Origin of the sequence: Aeromonas sp. R6-1 (assembly GCF_040908165.1) — a bacterium.
Lineage (GTDB): Bacteria > Pseudomonadota > Gammaproteobacteria > Enterobacterales > Aeromonadaceae > Aeromonas > Aeromonas caviae.
On the sequence record NZ_JBFODF010000003.1, the window covers coordinates 89,454 to 113,330 of the forward strand.

22 protein-coding genes and 1 pseudogene are annotated in these 23,877 nt (G+C 63.0%); 14 read left to right on the plus strand and 9 right to left on the minus strand.

Translation table 11 applies throughout. The features are described 5' to 3' along the window. Window positions 1-61: 61 nt before the first annotated feature. From AB5Y68_RS00735 to AB5Y68_RS00750, 4 genes are all read right to left on the minus strand, one after another. Window positions 62-1,147 (minus strand): polyamine ABC transporter substrate-binding protein, encoded by a 1,086-nt coding sequence (locus AB5Y68_RS00735; RefSeq protein WP_029314871.1) that lies wholly within the window; start codon window positions 1,145-1,147, stop codon window positions 62-64. Window positions 1,148-1,264: 117 nt separating this feature from the next. Next, window positions 1,265-2,362 (minus strand): polyamine ABC transporter substrate-binding protein, encoded by a 1,098-nt coding sequence (locus tag AB5Y68_RS00740; RefSeq protein ID WP_039039663.1) that lies wholly within the window; start codon window positions 2,360-2,362, stop codon window positions 1,265-1,267. 54 nt (window positions 2,363-2,416) lie between these two features. Continuing rightward, a complete protein-coding gene (locus tag AB5Y68_RS00745; protein ID WP_039039664.1) occupies window positions 2,417-3,778 on the minus strand; it encodes an aspartate aminotransferase family protein in 1,362 nt (453 codons plus the stop codon). Between the two features lie 291 nt (window positions 3,779-4,069). After that, window positions 4,070-5,401, minus strand: a complete 1,332-nt coding sequence (locus AB5Y68_RS00750; protein ID WP_039039665.1) for a glutamine synthetase family protein — start codon at window positions 5,399-5,401, stop codon at window positions 4,070-4,072. Between the two features lie 462 nt (window positions 5,402-5,863). Here AB5Y68_RS00750 and AB5Y68_RS00755 point away from each other — a divergent pair, with 462 nt between their 5' ends. From AB5Y68_RS00755 to malZ, 9 genes are all read left to right on the plus strand, one after another. Beyond that, a complete protein-coding gene (locus tag AB5Y68_RS00755; protein ID WP_010676061.1) occupies window positions 5,864-6,250 on the plus strand; it encodes a TraR/DksA C4-type zinc finger protein in 387 nt (128 codons plus the stop codon). Window positions 6,251-6,406: 156 nt separating this feature from the next. After that, window positions 6,407-7,267: a hypothetical protein gene (locus tag AB5Y68_RS00760; RefSeq protein WP_010676062.1), complete on the plus strand. Its 861-nt coding sequence runs from the start codon at window positions 6,407-6,409 to the stop codon at window positions 7,265-7,267. 227 nt (window positions 7,268-7,494) lie between these two features. Beyond that, entirely contained in the window at window positions 7,495-7,941 is a 447-nt protein-coding gene (locus AB5Y68_RS00765; RefSeq protein WP_368206881.1) for a DUF962 domain-containing protein, read from the plus strand. A 21-nt stretch (window positions 7,942-7,962) separates the two neighbouring features. Next, entirely contained in the window at window positions 7,963-8,442 is a 480-nt protein-coding gene (locus tag AB5Y68_RS00770) for a CreA family protein (protein WP_039039667.1), read from the plus strand. Window positions 8,443-8,519: 77 nt separating this feature from the next. After that, a complete protein-coding gene (locus AB5Y68_RS00775; RefSeq protein WP_039039668.1) occupies window positions 8,520-9,509 on the plus strand; it encodes a 2-hydroxyacid dehydrogenase in 990 nt (329 codons plus the stop codon). A 104-nt stretch (window positions 9,510-9,613) separates the two neighbouring features. Then, entirely contained in the window at window positions 9,614-10,975 is a 1,362-nt protein-coding gene (yegD, locus tag AB5Y68_RS00780) for a molecular chaperone (RefSeq protein ID WP_039039669.1), read from the plus strand. A 178-nt stretch (window positions 10,976-11,153) separates the two neighbouring features. Further along, a complete protein-coding gene (locus AB5Y68_RS00785; protein ID WP_010676067.1) occupies window positions 11,154-11,573 on the plus strand; it encodes an META domain-containing protein in 420 nt (139 codons plus the stop codon). Window positions 11,574-11,642: 69 nt separating this feature from the next. Then, a complete protein-coding gene (locus AB5Y68_RS00790) occupies window positions 11,643-12,491 on the plus strand; it encodes an HDOD domain-containing protein (protein WP_039039670.1) in 849 nt (282 codons plus the stop codon). A gap of 245 nt (window positions 12,492-12,736) precedes the next feature. After that, entirely contained in the window at window positions 12,737-14,566 is a 1,830-nt protein-coding gene (malZ, locus tag AB5Y68_RS00795; RefSeq protein ID WP_029314873.1) for a maltodextrin glucosidase, read from the plus strand. A 154-nt stretch (window positions 14,567-14,720) separates the two neighbouring features. On the opposite strand, the gene AB5Y68_RS00800 is transcribed toward malZ, so the two are convergent. Both AB5Y68_RS00800 and AB5Y68_RS00805 read right to left on the minus strand, forming a co-directional pair. Next, entirely contained in the window at window positions 14,721-15,254 is a 534-nt protein-coding gene (locus AB5Y68_RS00800; RefSeq protein WP_039039671.1) for an ATP--cob(I)alamin adenosyltransferase, read from the minus strand. Window positions 15,255-15,348: 94 nt separating this feature from the next. Then, window positions 15,349-16,470, minus strand: a complete 1,122-nt coding sequence (locus AB5Y68_RS00805; RefSeq protein WP_202044785.1) for a DUF5610 domain-containing protein — start codon at window positions 16,468-16,470, stop codon at window positions 15,349-15,351. 169 nt (window positions 16,471-16,639) lie between these two features. On the opposite strand from AB5Y68_RS00805, the gene trmA reads away from it, so the two are divergent. The 5 genes and pseudogenes from trmA (at window position 16,640) to AB5Y68_RS00830 (ending at window position 20,536) form a co-directional block, all read left to right on the plus strand. Further along, window positions 16,640-17,773: a tRNA (uridine(54)-C5)-methyltransferase TrmA gene (gene trmA / locus AB5Y68_RS00810; RefSeq protein WP_039039673.1), complete on the plus strand. Its 1,134-nt coding sequence runs from the start codon at window positions 16,640-16,642 to the stop codon at window positions 17,771-17,773. A gap of 264 nt (window positions 17,774-18,037) precedes the next feature. After that, window positions 18,038-18,745 carry a two-component system response regulator RstA gene (gene rstA / locus AB5Y68_RS00815; RefSeq protein WP_039039674.1) on the plus strand — a complete coding sequence of 236 codons (708 nt, stop codon included), beginning with the start codon at window positions 18,038-18,040 and terminating at the stop codon, window positions 18,743-18,745. 25 nt (window positions 18,746-18,770) lie between these two features. Further along, window positions 18,771-18,860: pseudogene (locus tag AB5Y68_RS00820) on the plus strand (two-component system response regulator RstA); the annotation flags it as partial. Between the two features lie 113 nt (window positions 18,861-18,973). Then, window positions 18,974-20,299 carry a two-component system sensor histidine kinase RstB gene (gene rstB, locus AB5Y68_RS00825; protein ID WP_010676074.1) on the plus strand — a complete coding sequence of 442 codons (1,326 nt, stop codon included), beginning with the start codon at window positions 18,974-18,976 and terminating at the stop codon, window positions 20,297-20,299. A 54-nt stretch (window positions 20,300-20,353) separates the two neighbouring features. Next, a complete protein-coding gene (locus tag AB5Y68_RS00830; RefSeq protein WP_010676075.1) occupies window positions 20,354-20,536 on the plus strand; it encodes a hypothetical protein in 183 nt (60 codons plus the stop codon). A gap of 72 nt (window positions 20,537-20,608) precedes the next feature. Here the strand turns inward: AB5Y68_RS00830 and AB5Y68_RS00835 are convergent, their stop codons facing one another. The 3 genes from AB5Y68_RS00835 to rpmE all read right to left on the minus strand — a co-directional run bounded on the left by AB5Y68_RS00835 (window position 20,609) and on the right by rpmE (window position 23,810). Then, entirely contained in the window at window positions 20,609-21,865 is a 1,257-nt protein-coding gene (locus tag AB5Y68_RS00835) for a malic enzyme-like NAD(P)-binding protein (protein WP_010676076.1), read from the minus strand. A 179-nt stretch (window positions 21,866-22,044) separates the two neighbouring features. Next, window positions 22,045-23,478: a DUF2867 domain-containing protein gene (locus tag AB5Y68_RS00840; protein ID WP_010676077.1), complete on the minus strand. Its 1,434-nt coding sequence runs from the start codon at window positions 23,476-23,478 to the stop codon at window positions 22,045-22,047. Window positions 23,479-23,594: 116 nt separating this feature from the next. After that, window positions 23,595-23,810: a 50S ribosomal protein L31 gene (gene rpmE / locus AB5Y68_RS00845; protein WP_010676078.1), complete on the minus strand. Its 216-nt coding sequence runs from the start codon at window positions 23,808-23,810 to the stop codon at window positions 23,595-23,597. Window positions 23,811-23,877 lie beyond the last annotated feature (67 nt).

Sequence of the window (23,877 nt, forward strand, 5' to 3'; positions counted from 1 at the left end):
GGTGATTCCGGCCTGGGCCGATCCATCAATACAATCTGGCGCCCCGGGATGGGCGCCAAGGTTAGGTTCCGGATTTGATCTTGGTCCAACTCCGGGTGATCAGGCGCTGCACTGAGCGGGGATGTGCTTCCTGCACATACAGACGCTCAAGCACCGCCTGGGGGGGATAGACTGACTCGTCCTCGCGCACGGCCTTGTCCATGAACTCTCCCGCCTTGATGTTCGGGTTCGCGTAACCCACATAGTCGCTCACCTTGGCGATGACCTGCGGTTCGAGAATGTAGTTGATCAGGGCGTGAGCCTCTTTCACGTTGGTGGCATCGGCCGGGATCGCCATCATGTCGAACCAGAGATTGCCACCCTCCTTGGGGATGCTGTAGGCAATCTTGATCCCCTTGCCCGCCTCCTCGGCCCGGGACGCCGCCTGCAGGATGTCGCCGGAGAACCCGGCCGCCACGCAGATGTTGCCGTTGGCGAGGTCACCAATGTACTTGGAGGAGTGGAAGTAGGCCACATAGGGGCGCACCTTGAGCAGCTGCTCTTCGGCCCGCTTGATGTCCGCCGGCTCATGGCTGTTGGGGTTAAGCCCCAGGTAGTTGAGGGCAGCCGGGATCATCTCATCCGCCGAATCGAGGAAGGCTACGCCGCAATGGGAGAGCTTCTTCATGTTTTCCGGCTCGAAAATGGTCGCCCAGGAGTCAATCTTGTCGACACCCAGTACTTCCTTGATCTTGTCGACGTTGTAACCGATGCCGTTGGTGCCCCAGAGGTAGGGCACGGCGTACTGATGGCCCGGATCCACCTTCTCGAGCTGCTTGAGCAGCAAGGGATCCAGGTTGCTCAGGTTTGGCAGCAGGGTGAGGTCCAGCTTCTGGAAGGCCCCCGCCTTGATCTGCTTGGCCAGGAAATTGTTGGAGGGCACGACCAGATCGTAGCCGGTGCGTCCGGTCAGCAGCTTGCCTTCCAGCGTCTCGTTGGAGTCAAACACGTCGTAGACGGTCTTGATCCCGGTCTTCTGCTGAAAGTCACTGAGGGTGGTCTCGCCGATATAATCGGACCAGTTGTAAAAATGAACCACAGGGGCTGCCTGGGTCAGATTTGCAAACCCCAGGGTCAGGGCCAGCGTTGCCATCTTGGTCATGTGCACTTATCAGTCCTCATTTGTGTGATTTTGCCAGTCGCGCATCCATACGCGCCGTCCAACCTGTCGGGTGGTCACCACCCTCCCGGCCGAACTGCGGACCGGGAGGGGTACTCGTCACTCTTACTTGCCTGACTTGATCTTGGTCCAGCTGCGGGTCATCAGACGCTGCACCTTGGCCGGCAGATCCGGGAAGGTGTAGATCTTCTTGAGGGTATCCGGCGTCGGGTAGATACCCGGGTCGGTACGGATCGCCTCGTCCACCAGCGGCGTGGCCGCCTTGTTGCCGTTCGGGAACTGCACCACGTTGGTGATGTTCGCGATCACGTCCGGCTTCATCAGGTAATTGATGAAGGTGTGGGCCGCCTCGACGTTCTTGGCATCCGCCGGGATGGCGATCATGTCGAAGAAGCTGCCTGCCCCCTCTTTCGGAATGGTGTAAGTCAGGCTGACACCGTTCTTGGCCTCGGCGGCACGCGCCTTGGACTGCTGCAGGTCACCGGAGTAACCCACTGCCACGCACAGGTTGCCGTTGGCCAGATCCGAAATGTACTTGGAGGAGTGGAAATAGGCGGTATAGGGACGGATGGAGAGGAACAGCTCCTCTGCCTTCTTCAGCTCGTCCGGCTTCTGGCTGTCCGGCTTGAAGCCCAGGTATTGCAGGGCGGCCGGCAGCATTTCGGTCGGCGAGTCGAGGAAGGAGACACCGCACTCCTTCAGCTTGGCCATGTTCTCCGGCTTGAACACCAGATCCCAGGAGTCCACCGGGGCATCGGCCCCCAGCACGGCCTTCACCTTCTCGGCGTTGTAGGCATAGCCGATGGTGCCCCACAGGTAAGGGATGGAGTATTGGTTGCCCGGATCGCTCGGTTCGAGCGCCTTGAGCAGGTCGACGTCCAGGTTCTGCCAGTTGGAGAGTTTGGACTTGTCCAGCTTCTGGAAGACACCTGCCTTGATCTGCTTGGCCAGGAAGGGGTTGGACGGTACGACGATGTCATAGCCCGACTTGCCTGCCAGCAACTTGGCTTCCAGCACTTCGTTGCTGTCGAACACGTCGTAGACCACCTTGATGCCCGTCTCCTTCTGGAAGTTTTCCAGCGTATCCGGCGCGATATAGTCGCTCCAGTTGTAGACGTGCAGCACCTTCTCGTCGGCCATCGCCCCGGTACTCATCATGACCAGCGCCACGGAAGCAGCCATCATTCCCTTTTTAAAAGACATAGTCCTTGTCTCCTAAGCAAATTGTATGCGTAAGCCAACCTGCCCGGTTCCCGCCTATTCCCGCAGCTTTGCAGCCGTCAGGTCCAGACTGAGCCTGGCCAGTTTGACCAATTCATCCACCTGTTCCTCGGTGATCACCAAGGGGGGCGATATGATCATGGTATCGCCGACAGCCCTCATCACCAAGCCATTGTTAAAACAGAACTCCCGACAGGTCATCCCGGCATGGAGCTCGGCCGGGAAGCGACGTTTCGTCTGCTTGTCCTGCACTATTTCCAGCGCGGCGACCAGGCCTTTTCCACGGGTTTCCCCCACCAGCGGATGGTCCGCCAGCTCAGCCCAGCGGCGCTGCAAATAGGGGCCGATACTATCATGAACTCGCTTAACTATGCTCTCCCTTTGCATAAGCTGGATGTTGGCAATGGCCACGGCGCAGGCGACAGGATGGCCGGAATAGGTGAAGCCATGGTTGAACTCCCCCCCCTCTTCCACCAGCACCCTGGCTACCCTGTCCCCCACCATCACGGCGCCCATCGGCAGATAGCCGGAGGTAATGCCCTTGGCCAGGCACATGAGGTCCGGTTTGATGCCAAAACCTTCACTGGCAAACCAGTGGCCGGTGCGGCCAAAGCCGCAGATCACCTCGTCGGCGATGAGCAGGATGCCGTAGTGGTCGCAGATGCGCTGGATCTCGGGCCAGTAGCTCTCGGGCGGAATGATGACCCCCCCCGCACCCTGGATAGGCTCGCCGATGAAGGCGGCTACCTTGTCCACCCCCAGTGCCAGGATCTTCTCTTCCAGCTGGCGGGCCCGGGCCAGACCGAACTCGTGGGCGCTCATGCCCTCTCCCTCACCGAAGTGATAGGGCTGGTCGATGTGTACTATGCCGGGAATGGGCAAGCCGCCCTGGGCGTGCATCCCCTTCATGCCGCCCAGACTGGCCCCCGCCACGGTGGAGCCGTGATAGGCATTGTGGCGGCTGATGATCACCTGCTTGTCAGGTTGTCCCTTGCTGGCCCAGTAGTGGCGCACCATGCGCAGCACGGTGTCGTTGCACTCGGAACCCGAGCCGGTGAAGAAGACGTGGTTGAGGTGGGAAGGGGTGATCTCGGCCAGTAGGGTGGCCAGCTCGGCAGCAGGGGGGTGGCTGGTCTGGAAGAAGAGGTTGTAGTAGGGCAGTTGCTGCATCTGGCGAGTGGCGGCATCCACCAGCTCCTGACGGCCGTAGCCCATGTTGACGCACCACAGACCCGCCATCCCGTCCAGAATGCGCTTGCCTTCGGAGTCTTCCAGATAGACGCCTTCGGCCTTGGTGATGATGCGACTGCCCTTCTTGTTCAGGGCCTGAAAATCGGTAAACGGATGCAGATGATGGCTGGCTTCCAGTTGCTGCCACTCACGGGTGGTGTGCTGCATTGCTTGCTCCTCGGTTCCTTCGATTCGGCGAATCTTGTCGCCATTCATGAGGGCTCGGATGGCCTGCCCGGTCACTGCCATTCACGGGGCTGGCACTCTCTTGCCTGCTCGATGCCTTTCCATGGGGCGAACATCGTCGCCAGTTGATTGCAGGTGACGCCCCTCTCCATTGCGGGAGCGGGCCTCACCTTTACTCGGTGCCTTCCGGGTCGCGGGCGCCGCCGCGAGACGGGCCTTCGGCCCCTTGCTTGCGATATGACGGGGAGAGACCTCGCCTCCCCCGGGGACAGATCAGACGTTCAGCAGCAGGAATTCCCGTTCCCAGCGGCTGATCACGCCGAAATAGGTCTCGTACTCCTTGCGTTTGACGGCCACGAAGGCGCGGATGAAACGCTCCCCCAGCATGTCCTTGATGGGTTCACACTGCTCCAGGTGGCTCAGCGATTCCTCCAGCGAGCGGGGCAGGCTGTAGGGCAGGTCATAGGCACTCGCCTTCATCTCCTGCATGGGTTCGAGCTTCCCCAGCATGCCGAGGTAGCCGCAGGCCAGGGTGGCGGCCAGAGCCAGATACGGATTGGCATCGGCCCCGGCGAAGCGGTTCTCGACCCGACGTGCGCTCGGTTCGGAGAAGGGGACCCGCAGGCCGCAGGTGCGGTTTTCCACTCCCCACTGCACGTTGCGCGGCGCACTCTCGCCAAAGGTGAGGCGGCGGTAGGAGTTGACGTTCGGCGCCAGCAGAGCGGTCACTGCCGGGGTGTATTTCTGCAGGCCGGCGATGAAATGCATGAACAGATCGGAGTTGCCCCCTTCGCTGGTACCAAACAGGTTGTTGCCATCCATGTCTTCCAGGCTCTGGTGGATGTGCATGGCGGAACCCGGTTCGTTGCTCATGGGCTTGGCCATGAAGGTGGCATAGATGCCGTGGCGATGGGCGGCCTCGCGCATGGTGCGCTTGAACAGAAACACCTGGTCGGCGAGATCGATGGCATCCCCGTGCAGGAAGTTGATCTCCATCTGGGCGGCGCCGGATTCGTGGATCAGGGTGTCCACCTCAAGCTCCTGGGCCTCGCAGTAGTCGTACATGTCCTCGAAGATGGGGTCGAATTCGTTCACCGCATCGATGCTGAACGACTGGCGGGCCGTTTCCGGGCGGCCGTTGCGGCCCACCGGCGGTACCAGCGGATAGTCGGGATCTTCGTTGCGGGTCACCAGGTAGAACTCCAGCTCCGGCGCCACCACCGGCTTCCAGCCCTGCTTCTCGTAGAATGACAGAACCCGGCGCAGCACGGAGCGGGGAGCGATGTCGATGAGCTTGCCGTTGACGTCAAAGCAGTCGTGGATCACCTGGGCGGTGGGCTCCAGCGCCCAGGGTACGAAACGAATGGTGTTGGGATCGGGATAGAGCTGCATGTCCCGCTCCAGCGGGTCTATCATGCTGTCGTCATCCGGGTACTCGCCGGTCACCGTCTGGGTGAAGATGACCTCGGGCAGCCGCATGCCCCCCTCGCGCAGAAACTTGTTGGCTGGAATGATCTTGCCTCGGGCATTGCCGGTGAAATCCGGAAACAGGCACTCCACTTCCGTGATGCGATTGCTCTCCATCCAGCCCTTGATACTGTCCATGTTAAACCCCGACTTTACGGTTGCCATTGTCAAGGGTGTCTAATATAAGGAACACCCTTGTTAAGAAAATGTAATCGACCACACCATAAAAGCCCGTGATAAAGGCCTTTGTCAAGCAGCGGTGTTTAAAAAACTATAAACAACGGCCTGTATAATGACCAGCGCGGCACCAAATACTAAACACTTTGTGTCACGATCAGCCCATTGCAAGCTCGATGCCAACGGCGGCGGGATCTCGTTCGATACTCAGTCAGACCCTGTCGGAGAAGGCCCATTTCTTTGCAAGGGCGCACACTCCTTATCCAATTTCCTTTGCATGTCTGCATTTTTTTGGTACAAGGCCCGCCCTGATTTGCACTCTCCTGCATGGATTTGGTGCAAAACGGGATACAAGGGCTTGGTCTGACGACAGACAGCCCCCATCAATGGGTAACATTGGGAAACTGACTGGTAGCAAACCGTATGTGTGATTTCATGACAGAAGACCAACTGACCTTCTACAAAGGCCAGATCGAGCGACAAATCCTTGAGCTCGAAGAACGTCTCAACTCCCAGGCCAGCCAGGCTATCGCCACCGATACCAACGAGATGGCGGATGAAATTGACCGTGCCAGTGTCGAGGAGGCCCGTCGCCTGGAGCTGAACCGCATCGAGCACGACAAGTTGCACCTGCGCAAGCTGAAAGGGGCGTTGAAGCGGATCAATGAAGGGGATTTCGGCTATTGCGAATCCTGTGGCGACGAGATCTCTCTCAAGCGGCTGCAGGCCCGTCCCGAATCCCGCTTCTGTGTTGAATGCCAGAGCACCAAGGAATTCAACGACACTCACGTGTTCCGTCGCGTCGCCTGATGCGGCGAACAAGCCCGGCATCGGTACGAGCCGGGCACAGGGCAGGCCATGCCCGAAGATGACGCGGCCGGGTGATCCCCGGCCCCTTTCACAGCAAGAGCGTGACAACTTCTGTTAGACTCCGGGCAAGTCCCGGATCCTACAGGAGATCAAAGCGTGAAATGGCTCATCAGGCTGTGCTTGTGCCTGCCATTGCTGGCACAAGCACAGACGCTCACCGTCAAGGTCCCCAGCCGACCGATCAACGATCTCGACAACGAATACCAGCTCAAGCTGCTGGAACTGGCGCTCAACCACGCCGGGCAGCCCTACAAGCTGGAGCGGGTCGACCTCAATCTCAACCAGTACAGCCTCCAGCAGGCGCTTGCCAAGGGCAAGGTCATCAATGTGTTCTGGATGGGTACCTCCAGCGCGCTGGAATCCTCCCTCACCGCAGTACCAATCCCGCTGTTTCGTGGCCTGGAAGGGCTGCGCCTCTCCTTCATCCACGCCGATGCCCAGGAGCGGTTCAACCAGATCAACACCCTGGCAGACCTCAAGAAACTGAAAGCAGCACAGGGGGTGGGCTGGGCCGACAACAAGATCCTGGAACTGGCAGGCATTCCCACCTATGCCGGGCGCTACAGCAACCTGTTTCGCCTGATGAATGACGGCGACAAGCTGGACTTCTTCCCCCGTGGCCTGGTGGAAATCTTCGCCGAACGCAGCGAGCTGGCGGCACAATATCCCAACCTGGTGATCGATCAGCACCTGCTGATCCGCTACCCCTTCGCCGAGTTCTTCTTCGTCAGCCCGGAGTCGCCGAAGCTGGCCAAGGCGATCCAGACCGGCCTCGAGCGTGCCTATGCCGACGGCAGCTTCATGGCGTTCTTTCGGGAGAACCCCAAGATCCGCGAGGCCCTGGCCAGCGCCAATCTGGAGCAGAGAGTCACCATCGCCCTGCCCAATCCCGACATGACCCCCTTGCTCAAAAGCATTCCGGCCCAATATTGGGAATATCCACCGTCGCAGGAGTAAACGGACACGATATCCGGCGTTGAGAATATCCACCGCTGCGAGCATGAACGGACACGGTATCCCGGCATTGGGAATATCCGCCGCCGGGAGCATGAACGGACACGGTATCCCGGCATTGGGAATATCCGCCGCCGGGAGCGTGATCAGCCGCGGCTCATCCCATCCGGTGGGCAGACGCACAGGAACGCGAGGTCGCCCGGCCTCAATACGCGCACCAGGGAGGTGCCATGAAACGACTGGATGACTGGTTTCGCGACTATGGCCAGAGCCATCAACACCCCGTCAATGTGACCATCCACAAGGTGGCGGTGCCAGGCATCTACCTCTGCATCCTGGCACTGCTCTGGTGCCTGCCCGCCGGTCCCCTGCCAGCGTCCTTCAACTGGGCGGGGCTGGCGGCCATCCCGGTGCTGGTCTTCTACCTGCGGCTGTCGTTGACGATCTTTACGGGGATGACGGCCCTGACCGCCCTGGGACTGGCCTTCTGCCACGTCTGGCAGGGGCCGCTGCTGTGGCCTGCCCTCATCGGGTTCGTGCTGTTCTGGATAGCCCAGTTCGTCGGTCACCATATCGAGGGGAAACGCCCCTCCTTTCTCACCGACCTGCAATTTCTGCTGGTAGGCCCCGCCTGGGTGCTGGCCAGCCTCTATCGTCGTTTGGGCATCCCTTTCTGAGGGAGGCCAACAGGAGAGACCATGAGACATCTTCAGACCCTTGCTCGCCCCCTGCCCCTGCTGCTGGGGGCACTGATGGCCGGCCCGGTGCTGGCCGACAAGGCCGATCCCGTCGGCGAGGTGAGCACCGCTTTCAAGCTGCTCGGCCCCAACCACAAGATCCTGGTGGAGGCGTTCGACGACCCGAAAATCGCCGGTGTCGCCTGCTATCTGGCCCGCCCCAAGACCGGCGGCGTCAAGGGTGGCCTTGGGCTGGCGGAAGATCCCTCCCACGCCTCCCTCTCCTGCCACCAGATCGGCCCCATCACCCTGCCCGCCAGGCTGAAGGCGGGGGAAGAGGTGTTTGATGTCAGCACCTCGCTGGTGTTCAAGGAGCAGAAGGTGGTGCGTTTTTACGACGAGAAGCGCAATGCCCTTGTCTATCTGACTTACAGCACCAAGTTGGTGGATGGTTCGTACAAGAGTGCGGTCAGTGCCGTCCCCATCATGCCCTGGGGTTGAAACAGCACCACTTATCCCGTGATGACGGTCACTATTTGTTGTAATTTAACCACATCATTATCTACGGAGAGCGCACCATGAGAGTCGCCGTTTTCAGTACCAAGAGCTACGACAAGGAACATTTCCACCAGGCCAACGGCCAGTACGGTTTCGATCTGGAGTTCTTCGACGTGCGGCTGGAGGCCAAGACGGCCCGTCTCGCCCACGGCTTCCCCGTGGTCTGCCTGTTCGTCAACGATGATGCCGACCGCGAAGTGCTGACCGAGCTGGCGCAGTACGGCACCAGGGTCATCGCCCTGCGCTGCGCCGGTTACAACAACGTGGATCTGGCCGCCGCCAAGGAGCTGGGACTCAAGGTGGTGCGGGTGCCTGCCTACTCCCCCGAGGCCGTTGCCGAACATGCGGTGGGCCTGATGATGACCCTCAACCGACGCATCCATAAGGCGTATCAGCGCACCCGGGACGCCAACTTCTCCCTGGAGGGGCTGGTGGGCTTCAACATGCATGGCCGTACCGCCGGCATCATAGGCACCGGCAAGATCGGCATCGCCACCTTGCGCATCCTCAAGGGGTTCGGCATGCGCCTGCTGGTGAGCGATCCCTATCCGAACCAGGCGGCCATCGATCTGGGCGCCGAGTACGTGGATCTCGACACCCTATTCCGTCAGTCCGATGTCATCAGCCTGCACTGCCCCCTGTTCAAGGAGAACTATCACCTGCTGAACAAGGAGGCCTTCGCCAAGATGAAGGACGGGGTGATGATCATCAACACCAGCCGGGGCGGCCTGCTCGACTCCAACGCCGCCATCGAGGCCCTCAAGACCTCCCGCATCGGCGCCCTGGGGCTGGACGTCTACGAGGAGGAGGAAGACCTCTTCTTCGAGGACAAGTCCAACGAGGTGATCACCGACGACGTCTTCCGCCGCCTGTCTGCCTGCCACAACGTGCTGTTCACCGGTCACCAGGCCTTCCTGACCCGGGAGGCGCTGCACGCCATCGCCGACACCACCCTCAGCAACATCCAGGCCATCGAGAGCCAGGGCCGCTCTGACAACGAAGTGGAGTGATCCCTGAGACGTTGTCGCCACGCCATTGATCCCGCCGCCGGGTTGTGAGACCCGGCGGCATCGGGTAGGCTACCAGCCCTTTTTTGTACAGGAGTCTGGCCAGCATGTTCATCGGATTTGATTACGGTACCTCCAACTGTGCCGTCGCCGTGATGGAACAGGGCAGCCCCAGGCTGCTGACCCTCTCCGGTTCCCATTACCTTCCCTCCACCCTGCACGCCCCCCACCGGGACGCCATCGCCGGCCTCCTGGCCGAAGGCCTGGCCCCCGTCCAGCAGAGCGAATACCTCAAGCTGCGCGGTCCCGTGGTGACCCGGGCCCAGGCGGTGCGCCGCCAAATGCGCGAAGAGGGACTCATCGACGAGCTGAGCTTCGGCGGTGCGGCGCTGGCGCGCTATCTGGAAGAGCCGGACGAGGGCTACTACATCAAGTCCCCCAAATCCTTTCTCGGGGCCTATGGCCTCAAGGCTCCCCAGATCGCCCTGTTCGAGGACATCGTCTGCGCCATGATGCTGCACGTGCGCCGGGAGGCGGAGCAGCAGACGGGCAGCACCATCCGCCAGGCGGTGATCGGCCGACCGGTCAACTTCCAGGGACTGGCGGGGGAAGAGAGCAACCGCCAGGCCATCGCCATCCTGAGGGAGGCGGCACGCCTCGCCGGGTTCGAGCGGGTGGAGTTCCTCTATGAGCCGGTGGCCGCCGGCTTCGAGTTCGAAGCGCGCCTCACCGAGGATGCGGTTGTGCTGGTGGTGGACATCGGGGGCGGGACCACCGACTGCTCCGTGCTGCGCATGGGCCCGAGCCACCGTGACCAGCTGGATCGCAGCGGCGATCTGCTCGGTCACAGCGGCCAGCGCATCGGGGGCAACGACTTCGACATCCGCCTGACCGTGGAGGGCATGATGCCGCTGCTCGGCATGCACGAGACCCTCAAGACCGGCAAGCCGCTGCCCCATCCCCTGTTCTGGGACGCCGCCGCCATCAATGACGTCAGTGCCCAGAGCCGTTTCTACAGCCTGGATACCGCCCGCCAGTTGCAGGATCTCCAGCTCGACAGCCAGCCGGGCAGCAAGCTCCCGCGCCTCGCCAGCCTGCGGGCTCACAAGCTGAGCCATCAACTGGTGTGGCGCGCCGAGCAGGGCAAGATCGCCCTCTCCGACCACGAGCACAATCACCAGACCCTGAACGAGCTGGAAAAAGGGCTGGAGGCGGCACTCACCCGCCCCCAGCTGGCCAGTGCTTCCGCCCCCTTGCTGGAGAAGATTGGCGAGCTGATGGACGAGGCTATCCTGGCGGCAGGCGTGCAGCCTGACCGGGTCTTCGTCACCGGCGGCAGTGCCCGCTCCCCCCTCATCAAGGCCTTCATCCAGCAGAAACTGCCCAAGGTACCGCTGGAGGGGGGTGATGACTTCGGTTCGGTGGCCTCGGGCCTCGCCCGCTATGCCGAGCGCCTGTTTGCGGACTGAGACGGCCAGGGGAGCCATGGGCAACCGGTAGACAGGTTCGCTCGGGGCGGGTGTTGCCATTTGCCGACACCCCCTCTTCCCCCGGGGCGACAGAAGCGGTCGGGCTCCTCCCCCCTCGCCCTGCCGCCCGGGCCCGGGGACGGGTATGCTTGTCATACCCACCACCGGAGCCCCTTCAATGCCCAGATACCTGCTACTGCTGCTCGCCCTGCTTCTGCTCAGCGCCTGCAGCAGTGCTCCCCGCTTTGCCTCGCAAGATCTGCAACACCATCACTGGGTGCTCGATCGGCTGGATGGCCAGGCCATCGCCAGCCGCCGCAGCAATCCCCCCGACATCGAGATCGGTGAACACTTCACCGTCAACGGCATCGCCGGTTGCAACCGCTACTTCGGCCAGGGTCACCTCAAGGGGAACAAGCTCTGGGTCACCAGCCTCGGCAGCACCGCCATGGCCTGCCCCCCCGAACTCGATCTGATAGAGCAGGCCGTGCTCGCCACCCTGACGGAGGGGGCAACACTGAGCGGTTCCACCCAGACCCTGATCCTCCAGGGAAAACGGCACCGTTTGGAATACAGACTGCAAGACTGGGTGTACTAGGGCTCACAAAACCGCTCGCCAGCAGGAACAACTGGCCAGGCTGTGGCACAATATGAGGCATTGTTAGCAATGGAGGCTGCCTCAGCCATGTCGATGGATCGCCTGTTTGGCAAGATCAAGCAACTGCCCACAATTCCGAAACTGCTGCACGAGCTGATGCAGAGTTTCAACGACGAGAATGCCCGCATCGACGAGATCGCGGCCAAGATCGCCATGGACCAGGTGATCAGCGTCAAGGTACTGCGGATGGCCAACTCCGCCGCCCTGCGCCGTGGCAATGAAATCACCTCCATCGAACAGGCGGTGATCCGCCTCGGTTTCAACCGCCTGCGCTCCGTGGTGGTCGCCTCCGGCATCATCAGCAGCTTCAAGGCCCCCCCCGGCTTTGACAAGCTCCACTTCTGGACCCAGACCTTCCAGGTCGCCACCATTGCCCGCACCCTGGCACAGCAGACCACCTCGGTGGATCCCGAAACCGCCTTCACCTGCGCCCTCATTCACAACATTGGCGAGCTGCTGATCCAGAGCACCCTGCCGGAAGAGGCGGGGCTCATCAATCTGGCCATCGAGAAAGGCAGCAGCCGGGTCGATGCCCAGCGGGAGATGCTGGGTTACGACTATGCCCAGCTCGGCGCAGAGCTGGCGCGGCGCTGGAACCTGTCGCCCGCCTTCGTGGATGCCATCGCCCAGCAGCTCGACCCCCTCTCCCACGATCCGGTCAGCAAGGAGGCCGTGCTCATCCGGCTCGCCGTCTTCGTCTCCTTCGCCTGGCAGGCCGGCGTACCGGCACAGGCCATCATCGCCCGTTTCCCCAGAACCCTGGCTGACCAGCTGGGGCTGGATCCCGCCAGCCTGGCGGATCAGCTGGAGCAGCTGCACGAACAGGGCAACGCCCTGGCCGATTTGCTGACCCAGTAGATGTACAACGGCCGATCAGCAGGAGCCGGATCCCCGTCTCATTCTGGCGGATCAGCTCGAACAGCTGCACGAACAAAGCAATGCCCTGGCCGATTTGCTGACCCAATAGCGTCACGGCAGACCGCCCAGCCAAGCCGGAAGCACCGTCTCATTCTGGCCGGTCGTCACATACACACGCCCATGGACGGGATAAGATGGCCTGCGCCCATCCCCCATTCCTGAGCCCCTCTGACACAGTAGATACCATGACCCATCCCTTCCTGTTTCACCCCCAGGCGGCACCCTGGTTCAAAGAGAGTGCCGACACCCTGCAGCTCACCCTGTTCAGCGAGCTGGACGCCCCCATCCGCGAGGTGTGGCTGCGCCACGAGCCGGACAACGAGGAGTATCTGGTCGCCATGACGCCGGTCGCCACCCGGGACAGGCTTCAGGTCTGGCAGGTCGAACTGCCGCTGGCCAGGGGGCAGGAGATCCACCTCTACTGCTTCAAGTGCCTCACCGACGAGGAGCAGTGGTGGCTGCACGGGGCAGGCGTCAGCGCCGCCATGCCGCCGCGGGAGCAGCATTTCCGCTTCAACAGCCATCACCAGCCCCCGGCCTGGGTGCAGGATCAGGTGTTCTACCAGATCTTCCCCGACCGCTTCTGCAACGGCGACCCGTCGCTGAGCGTCAAGCATCACGAGTACGAGTACAGGGGCAAGGCGGTCATCAGCAAGGCCTGGGGCGAGCCGGTCAGCCGCCACGAAGAGGGGCACGGCGCCTGTGAATTCTACGGCGGGGATCTGGCGGGCATCGACGCCAAGCTGCACTACCTGCAATCCCTGGGGGTGACGGCGCTCTACCTCAACCCCATCTTCGATTCGCCGAGCAACCACAAGTACGACACCCAGGACTACTTCAAGGTGGATGCGCACCTCGGTACCAATGCCCAGTTTGCCGAGCTGACCCGCAACCTGCACCAGCGCGGCATGAGGATCATCCTGGATGCGGTGGTCAACCACACCTCCACCGAGCACCCCTGGTTCTGCCCGCCGCTGGGCGCCCAGAGCAACCCAGACTCCCCCTGGCGCAGCTTCTACACCTTCGATCAGGAAGGGGATTATGTTAGCTGGAAAGGGATCCGCAGCCTTCCCAAGCTGGATTTCTCAAGTGAACAGGTGCAGGACGCCGTTTATCGGGCAGACAACGCCATTCTGCGCTACTGGATGCGCGCCCCCTACCAGATCGATGGCTGGCGCTTTGACGTCATCCACATGCTGGGGGAGCGGGGCACTGCCGAGGGCAATCGCGGCCATGTGCGCGCCATTCGCGGCGCGGTGAAGCAGGAGAATCCGGACGCCTACGTGCTGGGCGAGCACTTCTTCGAAGCGAGCCAGTGGCTGCAGGGGGATCAGGAGGACGGCGCCATGAACTACTACGGCTTCGCCCACCCCATCCGCGCCTTCCTGGCGGGGCAGGACATCGCCTATCATCCCATCAAGATCAGCGCCACCGAGCTGGATCACTGGCTCAAGCTGGCGCGGGCCCATATTCCGTTCAAGAACCAGCTGGCCCAGTTCAACCTGCTGGACAGCCACGACACCGCCCGCTTCCTGCATCTGCTGGGGGAAGACAAGCAGCGGATGCGACTCGCCGCCACCCTGCTCATCACCTACATCGGCGTGCCCTCCATCTACTACGGCGACGAGGTGGGGCTCTCCGGCGGCAACGACCCGGACTGCCGCCGCTGCTTCCCCTGGGATACCACCGACTGGGATCACGTGCTGCACGACCACTATCGCCGCCTGATCCAGCTGCGCCGCCAGCGCCCGGCCCTGCGGCGGGGAGACATCCAGACCCTCTACGCCGGCCCTCACAGCTATGTGTTCGCCCGTACCCTGCAAAGTGATCAGGTGGTGGTCGCCTGCAACCGCCACCCCACGGAGCCGCGCACCATCAGCCTGCCCCTGTGGCAGACCGCCAGCCCCGCCAGCCGCTTCACCGACGCCTTCAACGGCGACAAGTTCGAGGTGGTGCAGGGGGAGGTGCAGCTCACCATCCCGGCCAACTCGGCCAGGGTACTGCTGTCGAGCTAGGGATAGCGGCAATAGAAAACCGGCGCTCGGGGCGCCGGTTTTTTTATGCCTGCATCCCCCGAAGTGGCGGATGCTGCCTCATCGCTGTTTTTCGATCCGATAACCCTACGCCGCCATGTGTGATGCGACGAATGCATCAAACATCATCTCTTCATCAGTAGTTGATGCTGACATAGGGGACTTCGGTCACATCCCACGCCTGCTTGAGGTAGACGGTGAGCACGAAGAAGAAGTTGGCCAGCAGATTGGCGAAGCGATAGAGGATGGGATCGAAGCGCACGCCGCTCTCTTCCAGGCGTACCAGCAGACGCACCACCTTCTTGCTGCCACAGCGGCACAGGTGCAGGGTGGGAATGGGCTGGGGCCCCTGGGGCAGCACGAAGCCGGTCACCCGGCCGCGACTCGCCTCGTTGTAGTGATCGTACCGTCCCTTCAGCCAGTCCAGATCCTCCTCGAAGATGCCGAGCCGTCCCCGCACCGAGCCGTTGAGGTTGTAGATGAGCCGCTGCAGGGTCGCCAGATCCGCCATCACGGGCTGGGTATCCTCATCCGGCATCAGATGAGAGAGCACGGCCCCCACCTGGCAGCAGAGCTCGTCGGTGGCGATCTCGTAGTCGCACTGGAACTGGGTTTCGAAGATGAAGGGGTAGCAGAGCTCGCGCTTGTCTCTTGGCTTCTTGGGGTTCATGGCATCGCCGGGCTGGGGAAAAGGGCAGTGTGCCAGCCCGGGGACGGGCTGGCAAACACCCCGCCCCCGCCAGCATCACGGGGGCGTCGCCAGACTAGCCGGTCGCCATCTGCTGGCCGAGCAGCCTCATGGCTTCCAGCATCCGCTGGTTGAAGCCCATGAAGCCTGCCCCCTGGGTCGCCCCGTCCTGACCCCGCGCCGCCAGCACGGTGGGCGTCAGCGCCTCCTGCTGGGAAGGGGGCAACAGGGCGTCGGCCTGCTGCTGCAACCGGCTGAGCCTCGGCAGGTAGTCCGCCAGGGGCTTGAGGCTCTCCTGCAGGGAACTGGCCCCCTGGTAGGTCTGACTCAACTTGGCCGATTGCTTGAGCTTGAGGGAGTAGGAGACCAGCTGGCTGTCATCCAGTTGCAGCCCGTTCAGCCCGTCCGCCAGGGTCTTGCCGTCGCCCCCCTTGAAGAACTGCCCGGCCAGCTCGTCCAGCCCCTTGACCAGGGTGCCGATGGCATCCATCTCGGCACTGTCGAGATCCCCCTCCAGGGAGAAGTCGAAGCTCTGGCTCGACTTGAGGCTGAACTGGCTGCCACCCCCGTCGCTCTGGGACTTGAACTGCCAGCTGTCGCTGAAGCGCAGCATCACCTTGTCCCCGTCCCGGGTCTCGATCTCGAGGAGGGCCTGCTGGCGGCTGGCCATTCTGGCATCCCCCAGATCCGTGGTCGACACCTTGCCGAAGAACTCCTTCTCGAACTCGTCGAGCCCCTTCTGGATCAGCTTGTAGCTCTGATCCATGCCGGTCTTGATGTCCTCGTTGTCCGCCCAGTCACCGAGCAGCTTCCTGGCGTCACCGAAGCCCTTGTCCACCCCCTTGCGGGCCTGCTCCATCATCTTGGTCAGGTCGTCGTCGGACTTGCCGTCGGCACGGGCCGCGCCTATCCGCCCGGTGACGAACTGCAACACGTTGTCCGCCACCGACTGGAAATCGAACAGGGTCTCCGGAGTGATCTCCTGGGGCTCCTGCACCTTGGGTGCCTTGTAGCCCTGGCCGTTGATCTCCAGCGCAAATTGCAGCGCCTGCTGGATCAGCACCTGGGCCCATTTCGGGGGCTTGTTCAGGGAGACCTCATCCCCCTTGTCCGCCGTTTTCGACTCCGTCTGTTGAGGCGATTTGGGAGCAATGCCCACTCCCTTGGGTTGGGCTGTGCCCATGCCATCAATTTGCATCATTACTCTCCCGCCTATAGTGGTGGATCGGTTATCGGCCCGACTGGCCACTTCTTGACCACAAAAAACTTGGACAATCCGCAACGGCCTTTTAAAATCCCCACCCTTTGGTTGGCTGCGGCCTTCCCCCGGTCTTTCCCCGGCTCAGCCCGGTGCATGCGAGGTATCCATGACTCAATCCCAGCCCTCTTCCGCCGACGCCCAGGGCAGACGGACTCCTGCCGACTACCAGGCCCAGCTCGACGAGAAGCGCGATCGCCTCACCCAGCTGTTCGCCCCCTTCAATCCGCCTGCGCTGGAGCTGCACGCCTCCCCCGCCGAGCACTACCGGATGCGCGCCGAGTTCCGCATCTGGCACGAGGGGGACGACCTGTACCACTGCATGTATGCTCCGGCCACCAAGGAGATCATCCGGGTCGACAGCTTCCCCACCGCCAGCCTGCTCATCAACCGGCTGATGCCGGTGCTGCTGGCCGGGCTGCGCCCGCACCCCGTGCTGCGCAAGAAGCTGTTCCAGATCGACTACCTCTCCACCCAGTCCGGCCAGATCTGCGTCAGCCTGCTCTACCACCGCAAGCTGGAAGCCGAGTGGCAGCAGGCCGCCGAGGCGCTGCAGGCCGACCTGCGTGCCAAGGGGTTCGAGCTGCAACTGATTGGCCGCGCCCACAAGCAGAAGATCTGCCTGGGGGATGACTTCGTCATCGAACGCCTGACCGTGCAGGGGCGCGAGCTGGTCTACAAGCAGGTGGAAAACAGCTTCACCCAGCCCAACGCCGCCATCAACGAACAGATGCTGGGCTGGGCCCTGGACGTGACCAAGGGGAGCGAGGGGGACCTGCTGGAGCTCTACTGCGGCAACGGCAACTTCTCCATCGCCCTGGCGCAGAACTTTCGCAAGGTGCTAGCCACCGAGATCGCCAAGCCGAGCGTGGACTCCGCCCAGTTCAACATCGCCGCCAACGGTGTCGACAACCTGATCATCCTGCGCATGTCGGCGGAGGAGTTCACCATGGCGATGCGCGGCGAGCGGGAGTTCAACCGCCTCAAGGGGGTCGATCTTCGCGCCTACCAGTGCAACACCATCTTCGTCGACCCGCCCCGGGCCGGTCTGGACGACGCCACCGTCAAGCTGGTGCAGGATTACGACAACATCCTCTACATCTCCTGCAACCCAGAGACCCTGCAGGCCAACATGGCGGTGCTCGGTGAAACCCACGAGATCGCCCGCTTCGCCCTGTTCGACCAGTTCCCCTGGACCCACCACATGGAAGCCGGGGTGTACCTGAAGCGCAAGGGCGGCTGATCCGGCCGGTTCCCCGGCTGCTCCATGGCAGCCGGAGCCGCTATGGCCACTGAAGGGCACGGATCCTGCCTCATCGCGCCGCCCCGACCCGCCACGGGACAAGTGGGGCGGCCCGATACCAACCGATTCATCCTGTCCCCCCTTCTCCCCCGGGAGAAGGGGCAAAAACCCCCGCATTGATTAGTTATCCCGGTGCAGAGCGCGGACGCAGCCGTTATGCTGGCGACACGCCCACTCACGCCATGACCGGGGAATCACGCCACCATGCCACGCGTTCTGTTTGTTGAAGACGATCCCGAGATAGGCCAGCTCATCAGCAGCTGGCTCGGTCGCCACGACATCGAGGTGATGCTGGAGACCCGGGGTGACCGGGCACTCGACAGGGCCCTGGCCGAGCAGCCGGATCTGGTGCTGCTCGACATCATGCTGCCGGGGCAGGATGGCCTCTCCCTGTGCCGGGATCTGCGCCCGCGCTTTGCCGGCCCCATCGTCATGCTCACCTCGCTCGACAGCGACATGAACCAGATCCTGAGCCTGGAGCTGGGGGCCAACGACTACATCCTCAAGACCACGCCCCCCCCGGTGCTGCTGGCCCGGCTACGAGTCCAATTCCGCCAGCAGGGGCAGAGCCAGCAGGCCGTGGTCCCCGCCGCCCCGCCCCAGCGCCTGCAGTTCGGCCGCCTCCAGATAGACGGCCCGGGTCGGGACGTGCGCCTCGATGGAGAGAGCATTCCCCTCTCCACCGCCGATTTCGACCTCCTGTGGGAGCTGGCCTGCCACGCGGGCCAGATCCTGGGGCGGGAGGCGCTGTTTCGCAGCCTGCGGGGGCGCGACTACGACGGCCAGGATCGCAGCATGGACGTGGCCATCTCCCGTCTGCGCCGCCGGCTCGGGGATGACAGCAACAACCCGACCCGCATCAAGACGGTGCGCCAGAAGGGTTATCTACTCGTACCCCAGGCTTGGGAATGAGCTGGTGTCTCACACGCCTGCACACCAGAAGCCAGGGAATGACAGCAACAACTCGATCTGGATCAAGACGGTGCGCCAGAAAGGTTACCTGCTGGTGCCCCAGGCCTGGGAATAAGCCCCGCCGAATGACCTTGATGCTCTCAGCCTTCTCCCCTTGCGGGAGAAGGGTTGGGGATGAGGGGCAACAAGGCAATGCCCAGACGCAATCCAGACAAGAGGAGAGCCCCGATGCGACGCCTGTTTATCCAGTTCTATCTGCTGCTGATAGGCTGCTTCACCCTCGCCATTCTGCTCATCGGGCTGGTCTATCAGGTCAGCGCAGAGCGGGCGGGGGACCGTTATCTGGAGCGGATGATGCAGGGCTCCCTCGGCCTGCTCACTGGCGAGCTGGCCCGGCTGCCGCCGGAACACTGGGCCACCCGCACCGGCGAGCAGAGCCGCCAGCTCAATCTGCCGCTGCAGATCGGCGTCCTCGCCAACCAGCCCCTGGCCAGCGAGGATCAGGCCTTCCTCGAGGCGGGCAACATCGTCATCGTCGAGGAGGATGACACCTTCCTGCAGCGCATCCCGAACACCGACAAGGTGCTGATCGTCGGCCCCGTCCCCTACCTCTCCTACCTGCACGAGCTGCACTGGGTGGACGTGGGGCTGCTGCTGCTCATCGGCCTTTCCCTCGGCCTGCCCATCCTGCTCTGGCTGCGCCCCCACTGGCGCGGCCTGCAACAGCTCGAACAGACCGCCCGCCGGGTCGGCGATGGGGATCTCTCCTGTCGCACCGGTTTGCCTCCCGGGAGCAGCCTGGGCCGGGTCGGCCGTACCTTCGACCAGATGGCGGAGCAGTTGCAGGCCATGCTGGCCAGTCGCAAGCAGTTGACCGACGCCATCGCCCACGAGCTGCGCTCCCCCCTGGTGCGGCTGCGCTATCGCCTCGCCATGCTGGCCGAGCCTCCCTCACCCGAGGAGCAGCAGGGATTGGAGCGGGACCTCGGCGCCCTCGATGCCCTCATCGAGGAGATGCTCACCTATGCCAGGCTCGATCGCCCCGAACTGCCGCTGCAATGCAGCGATCTGGAGCTCGGCAGCTGGGCCGGCAGCCGCCTGGCCGACTGGCAGGCCCTGCGACCGGACAAGCGGCTCGACTTCGTGCGACCGGCCATGGCTCTGCCCTGGCGCGGCGACACCCGATTGCTGGACCGGGCGCTGGAGAACCTCATCGGCAACGCCCTGCGCCATGCCACCAGCCAGGCAAGCCTCTGTATAGCGCGACAGGGGGACGACTATCTGCTGGAGGTGGCCGACGATGGCCCCGGCATCGATCCCGCGCTGGCCCCGCAAATCTTCGAGCCCTTCGTGCGCCTGGATCAGAGCCGGGACAGACGCACCGGCGGCGCCGGGCTGGGGCTGGCCATCGTGCGCAGCATCGCCCACCACCACGGCGGCGAGGTGCAACTGCTGCCAAGCCGCAGCGGTGCCCGTTTCTGCCTGACCCTGCCCGTACATTTGGATACAAACCGTCACCAGTCGCTCACTGAACCGCAGGTCGAACAGCCCTAGGATGAAGTCATGGAGAAACGCTCCATGTCATCAAACCGAACGAGGAACTGGAATATGAACAAGCTGATCCCCCTGACTCTGGCCGCTGTCTTCGCCCTGACCTCCGGCTTCACCATGGCCGCCACCCCGACCAAGGCCGCCGCTCCCCACGCCACCCAGACCAAGGTCGTGAAAAAGCATCACAAGGCTGCCCACGCCAAGGCGCCGGCCGTCAAGGTTGCTCCCAAGACCAAGTAAGCCGCCCGCTCCCGCCATGAAAAAGGGGCCCCCGACAGGGGCCCCTTCTGTTTTTTGCGTGCTTGCCGTGACTCAACCCAGCATGTAATCCCCTGGCAGTTCGATGCGGGCCACCCCGGAGGCAACCGCCGCCAGTGCCACGGCACGGGCAACCCGCGGCAGCAGGCGGGCGTCCATGGGCTTGGGAATGACGTAGTCCTTGCCGAAGGCGAGTTCACTCACGCCAGCGGCGGTCAGCACCTCGGCGGGTACCGGCTCCTTGGCCAGAGCCCGGATCGCCTCCACTGCCGCGATCTTCATGGCATCGTTGATGCGGCTGGCACGGGCGTCGAGGGCGCCGCGGAAGATGAAGGGGAAGCAGAGCACGTTGTTGATCTGGTTCGGGTAGTCCGAGCGGCCGGTACCCATGATGAGATCCCCGCGCACTCCGTGAGCCAGGGCAGGCTTGATCTCGGGGTCCGGGTTGGAACAGGCGAAGATCACCGGGTTGGGGGCCATCAGGGCCACCGCCTCGGCGGGCAGTACGTCCGGGCCGGAGACGCCGACGAAGACGTCAGCCCCCTCGATCACCTCCATCAGGGTGCGCAGGGGGGTGTCGTTGGCGAAACGCTGCTTGTACTGGTTGAGATCGGTGCGGCCGCTGTGGATCACACCCTGGCGGTCCAGCATGAAGATGTTGTGCGGCGCAGCCCCGCACTTGATCAGCAGATCCATGCAGGCGGTGGCGGCGGCGCCGGCGCCCATGCAGACGATGCGGCTGGTGCCAATCTCCTTGCCCTGCACTTCCAGCGCGTTGAGCAGCCCGGCGGCGGTGACGATGGCGGTACCGTGCTGGTCATCGTGGAACACCGGGATGTCGCAGCGGGCGATCAGCGCCTCTTCAATCTCGAAGCACTCGGGGGCCTTGATGTCTTCCAGGTTGATGCCGCCAAAGGTGTCGGCGATGGCGGCCACCGTATCGATGAACTGGGCGCTGGTCTCGTGCTTCACCTCGATGTCGATGGCGTCGATGCCGGCAAAGCGCTTGAACAGCAGGGCCTTGCCCTCCATCACCGGCTTGGAGGCCAGCGGGCCCAGATTGCCCAGCCCCAGGATGGCGGTGCCGTTGGAGATGACGGCCACCAGGTTGCCCTTGCCGGTGTAACGGTAGGCATCGGCCGGATTGGCGGCGATCTCGCGTACCGGTTCGGCAACGCCCGGGCTGTAGGCCAGCGCCAGATCGCGAGCGGTCTCGGCGGGCTTGGTGAGGGCGATGGCGATTTTGCCCGGAACGGGTTGGGCGTGGTAGTCGAGTGCCTGTTGGCGGAGATCGTGCTGCTGATCGGACATGGGGGACCCCGATACGGAAATGAATGAGTGATGCGTTGGCTCGCCAGCGGGCGAGGGCTGAGGATCATAAAGAAATCCCCCGCCCTTTCACAGCATAAAATATCGCTGGATAGCAATGACACGCTAGTCAGTAGCATGTCATGCCACCCCAAATTACCTAATTAGTTATAGATTCGATTTCAATCCATGACTGGAATGCCGGCTTTTGCCTCTGCCTGCCGGGCGATGGCCTCCGTCATCCCCTGGAAGATGAAGAGGTGGAACGGCAGCATGGCGAGCCAGTAGGCCAGCCCCCAGGCCCCCTGCGGATGCCAGTGGGCCGTCACCCGCAGCCGGGTCAGGCCGGACTCCAAGGGCTGGATGTTGAACTCCAGCCGACCGACGCCGGGGGCCTTCATGTTGAACAGCAGATCCAGCCTGCGTCCTTCATCCACCCCGAGGATCTGCCAGGAGTCCAGCATGTCCCCCTTCACGAAGCGATCCGGGTTGGTGCGCCCCCGGGTCCGGGCCGGGCCGCCGATCAGGTGATCCATCCATTCACGCACCACCCACAGCTCGTTCATGTAGAAGTAGCGCTGCTCGCCCCCCAGCTGCTGCAACACCTGCCACACCACCTCGGGGGCGGCGAGGCAATCCGCCTCCCCACTGGCGGTGCGGTCGTAGAAGCCATACTCGGGATGACGCCAGCGCAGACCAAGGGGCGTCTCCTCCCCATGCTGCTCGGCACCGAGCCTCTGCTCCAGCGCCAGGCTCTCCGCCAGCGCCTCATCGAAGCTGAGCAGATGCTGGGGCAGCAGGGCGCGCAAGGGGCCGTCATCCGCCGGGATGTCGTGCTTGAGCCCCCCCACCAGCGCCTTGGCGATGGGTTGGGGAACCGAGGTGGCGAACTGCAGCCACCAGGCGGAGAGCCGGGGGCTCAAAAAGGGGATCGGAATGATGGGGCAGCGTTTGCCGATGTGGGCGGCGAACTTCTGGAGCTGCTGCTGGTAGCTGAGCAGCTCGGGGCCCGCCGCATTGAAAATCTGGCCATCCACCCCGTCGGCCTCCACCAGCCCGCCCAGATAGTGCAAGAGGTTGGAGAGGGCGATGGGGGGCGTGCGGGAGCGCACCCACTTGGGCGTCACCATCATGGGCAGGTTGTACACCAGATCCCGCATCACCTCGAACGCCGCCGAGCCGGGGCCTATGATGATGCCGGCACGCAGCTCTACCGTGGGCACCCCCGCGCTGCGAAACAGCTCGCCACAGTAGCGCCGGGAGTTGAGGTGGCGACTGTTGCAGGGCTCGGGCTGGATGGCGCCGAGATAGACGATGCGGCGCACCCCGGCGGCACGGGCGGCAGCAGCGAAGTTCTTCACTCCCTGCTGCTCCAGCCGGTGAAAACCGGCCCCCGCCCCCATGGCGTGTACCAGATAGAAGACGGTGTCGACCCCCGCCAGCGCAGGGGGCAGGGTGGCAGGCTTGAGGCTGTCGGCGAGGCGAAACGCCACCCCCTCCGGCAGACGGCAGGGACGACGGGCCCCGGCGATGACCCTGTACCCCAGACCCTGCAGATGGGGCACCAGGTAGGATCCTATGTACCCGGCAGCTCCCATCACCAGACATGTGCGCATCGGCTCTTCTCCCTTGGTTGAGCCAACACCATAGGGCAAAGCGGGGAATTACAGAATGGCGGCCAATAAAAAAGGCACCCGATGGGCGCCTTTTTCAGAATTCTTCAGAAGCAAGATTACTTCTTGGAGGTCAAGCCACCGAAACGCTTGTTGAACTTGTCTACGCGGCCGCCGCTAGAAACTTCTTTCTGCTTGCCGGTGTAGAACGGGTGGCACTCGGAGCACACGTCCAGGTTCAGATCTTTACCGATGGTAGAGAAGGTGTTGATGACGTTACCGCAAGAGCACTTGGCGGTGATGGCTACGTAGTCAGGATGGATACCAGCTTTCATGGACAACCTCAATTATCAGGCCGTGTCGCCATCCGATCTCTTGTCGGACACCACACGATTGTTGAAC

Excerpts from the sequence above, each read along its gene's own strand:
- AB5Y68_RS00830 (WP_010676075.1), top strand. The coding sequence starts at position 20,354 with ATGAACAAGCTGATCCCCCTGACTCTGGCCGCTGTCTTCGCCCTGACC.
- AB5Y68_RS00835 (WP_010676076.1), bottom strand. The coding sequence starts at position 21,865 with ATGTCCGATCAGCAGCACGATCTCCGCCAACAGGCACTCGACTACCAC.
- malZ (WP_029314873.1), top strand. The coding sequence starts at position 12,737 with ATGACCCATCCCTTCCTGTTTCACCCCCAGGCGGCACCCTGGTTCAAA.
- AB5Y68_RS00740 (WP_039039663.1), bottom strand. The coding sequence starts at position 2,362 with ATGTCTTTTAAAAAGGGAATGATGGCTGCTTCCGTGGCGCTGGTCATG.
- AB5Y68_RS00800 (WP_039039671.1), bottom strand. The coding sequence starts at position 15,254 with ATGAACCCCAAGAAGCCAAGAGACAAGCGCGAGCTCTGCTACCCCTTC.
- AB5Y68_RS00785 (WP_010676067.1), top strand. The coding sequence starts at position 11,154 with ATGCCCAGATACCTGCTACTGCTGCTCGCCCTGCTTCTGCTCAGCGCC.
- AB5Y68_RS00755 (WP_010676061.1), top strand. The coding sequence starts at position 5,864 with ATGTGTGATTTCATGACAGAAGACCAACTGACCTTCTACAAAGGCCAG.
- rpmE (WP_010676078.1), bottom strand. The coding sequence starts at position 23,810 with ATGAAAGCTGGTATCCATCCTGACTACGTAGCCATCACCGCCAAGTGC.
- trmA (WP_039039673.1), top strand. The coding sequence starts at position 16,640 with ATGACTCAATCCCAGCCCTCTTCCGCCGACGCCCAGGGCAGACGGACT.
- AB5Y68_RS00775 (WP_039039668.1), top strand. The coding sequence starts at position 8,520 with ATGAGAGTCGCCGTTTTCAGTACCAAGAGCTACGACAAGGAACATTTC.
- yegD (WP_039039669.1), top strand. The coding sequence starts at position 9,614 with ATGTTCATCGGATTTGATTACGGTACCTCCAACTGTGCCGTCGCCGTG.
- rstB (WP_010676074.1), top strand. The coding sequence starts at position 18,974 with ATGCGACGCCTGTTTATCCAGTTCTATCTGCTGCTGATAGGCTGCTTC.
- AB5Y68_RS00790 (WP_039039670.1), top strand. The coding sequence starts at position 11,643 with ATGGAGGCTGCCTCAGCCATGTCGATGGATCGCCTGTTTGGCAAGATC.
- AB5Y68_RS00750 (WP_039039665.1), bottom strand. The coding sequence starts at position 5,401 with ATGGACAGTATCAAGGGCTGGATGGAGAGCAATCGCATCACGGAAGTG.
- rstA (WP_039039674.1), top strand. The coding sequence starts at position 18,038 with ATGCCACGCGTTCTGTTTGTTGAAGACGATCCCGAGATAGGCCAGCTC.
- AB5Y68_RS00765 (WP_368206881.1), top strand. The coding sequence starts at position 7,495 with ATGAAACGACTGGATGACTGGTTTCGCGACTATGGCCAGAGCCATCAA.
- AB5Y68_RS00770 (WP_039039667.1), top strand. The coding sequence starts at position 7,963 with ATGAGACATCTTCAGACCCTTGCTCGCCCCCTGCCCCTGCTGCTGGGG.
- AB5Y68_RS00805 (WP_202044785.1), bottom strand. The coding sequence starts at position 16,470 with ATGCAAATTGATGGCATGGGCACAGCCCAACCCAAGGGAGTGGGCATT.
- AB5Y68_RS00745 (WP_039039664.1), bottom strand. The coding sequence starts at position 3,778 with ATGCAGCACACCACCCGTGAGTGGCAGCAACTGGAAGCCAGCCATCAT.
- AB5Y68_RS00840 (WP_010676077.1), bottom strand. The coding sequence starts at position 23,478 with ATGCGCACATGTCTGGTGATGGGAGCTGCCGGGTACATAGGATCCTAC.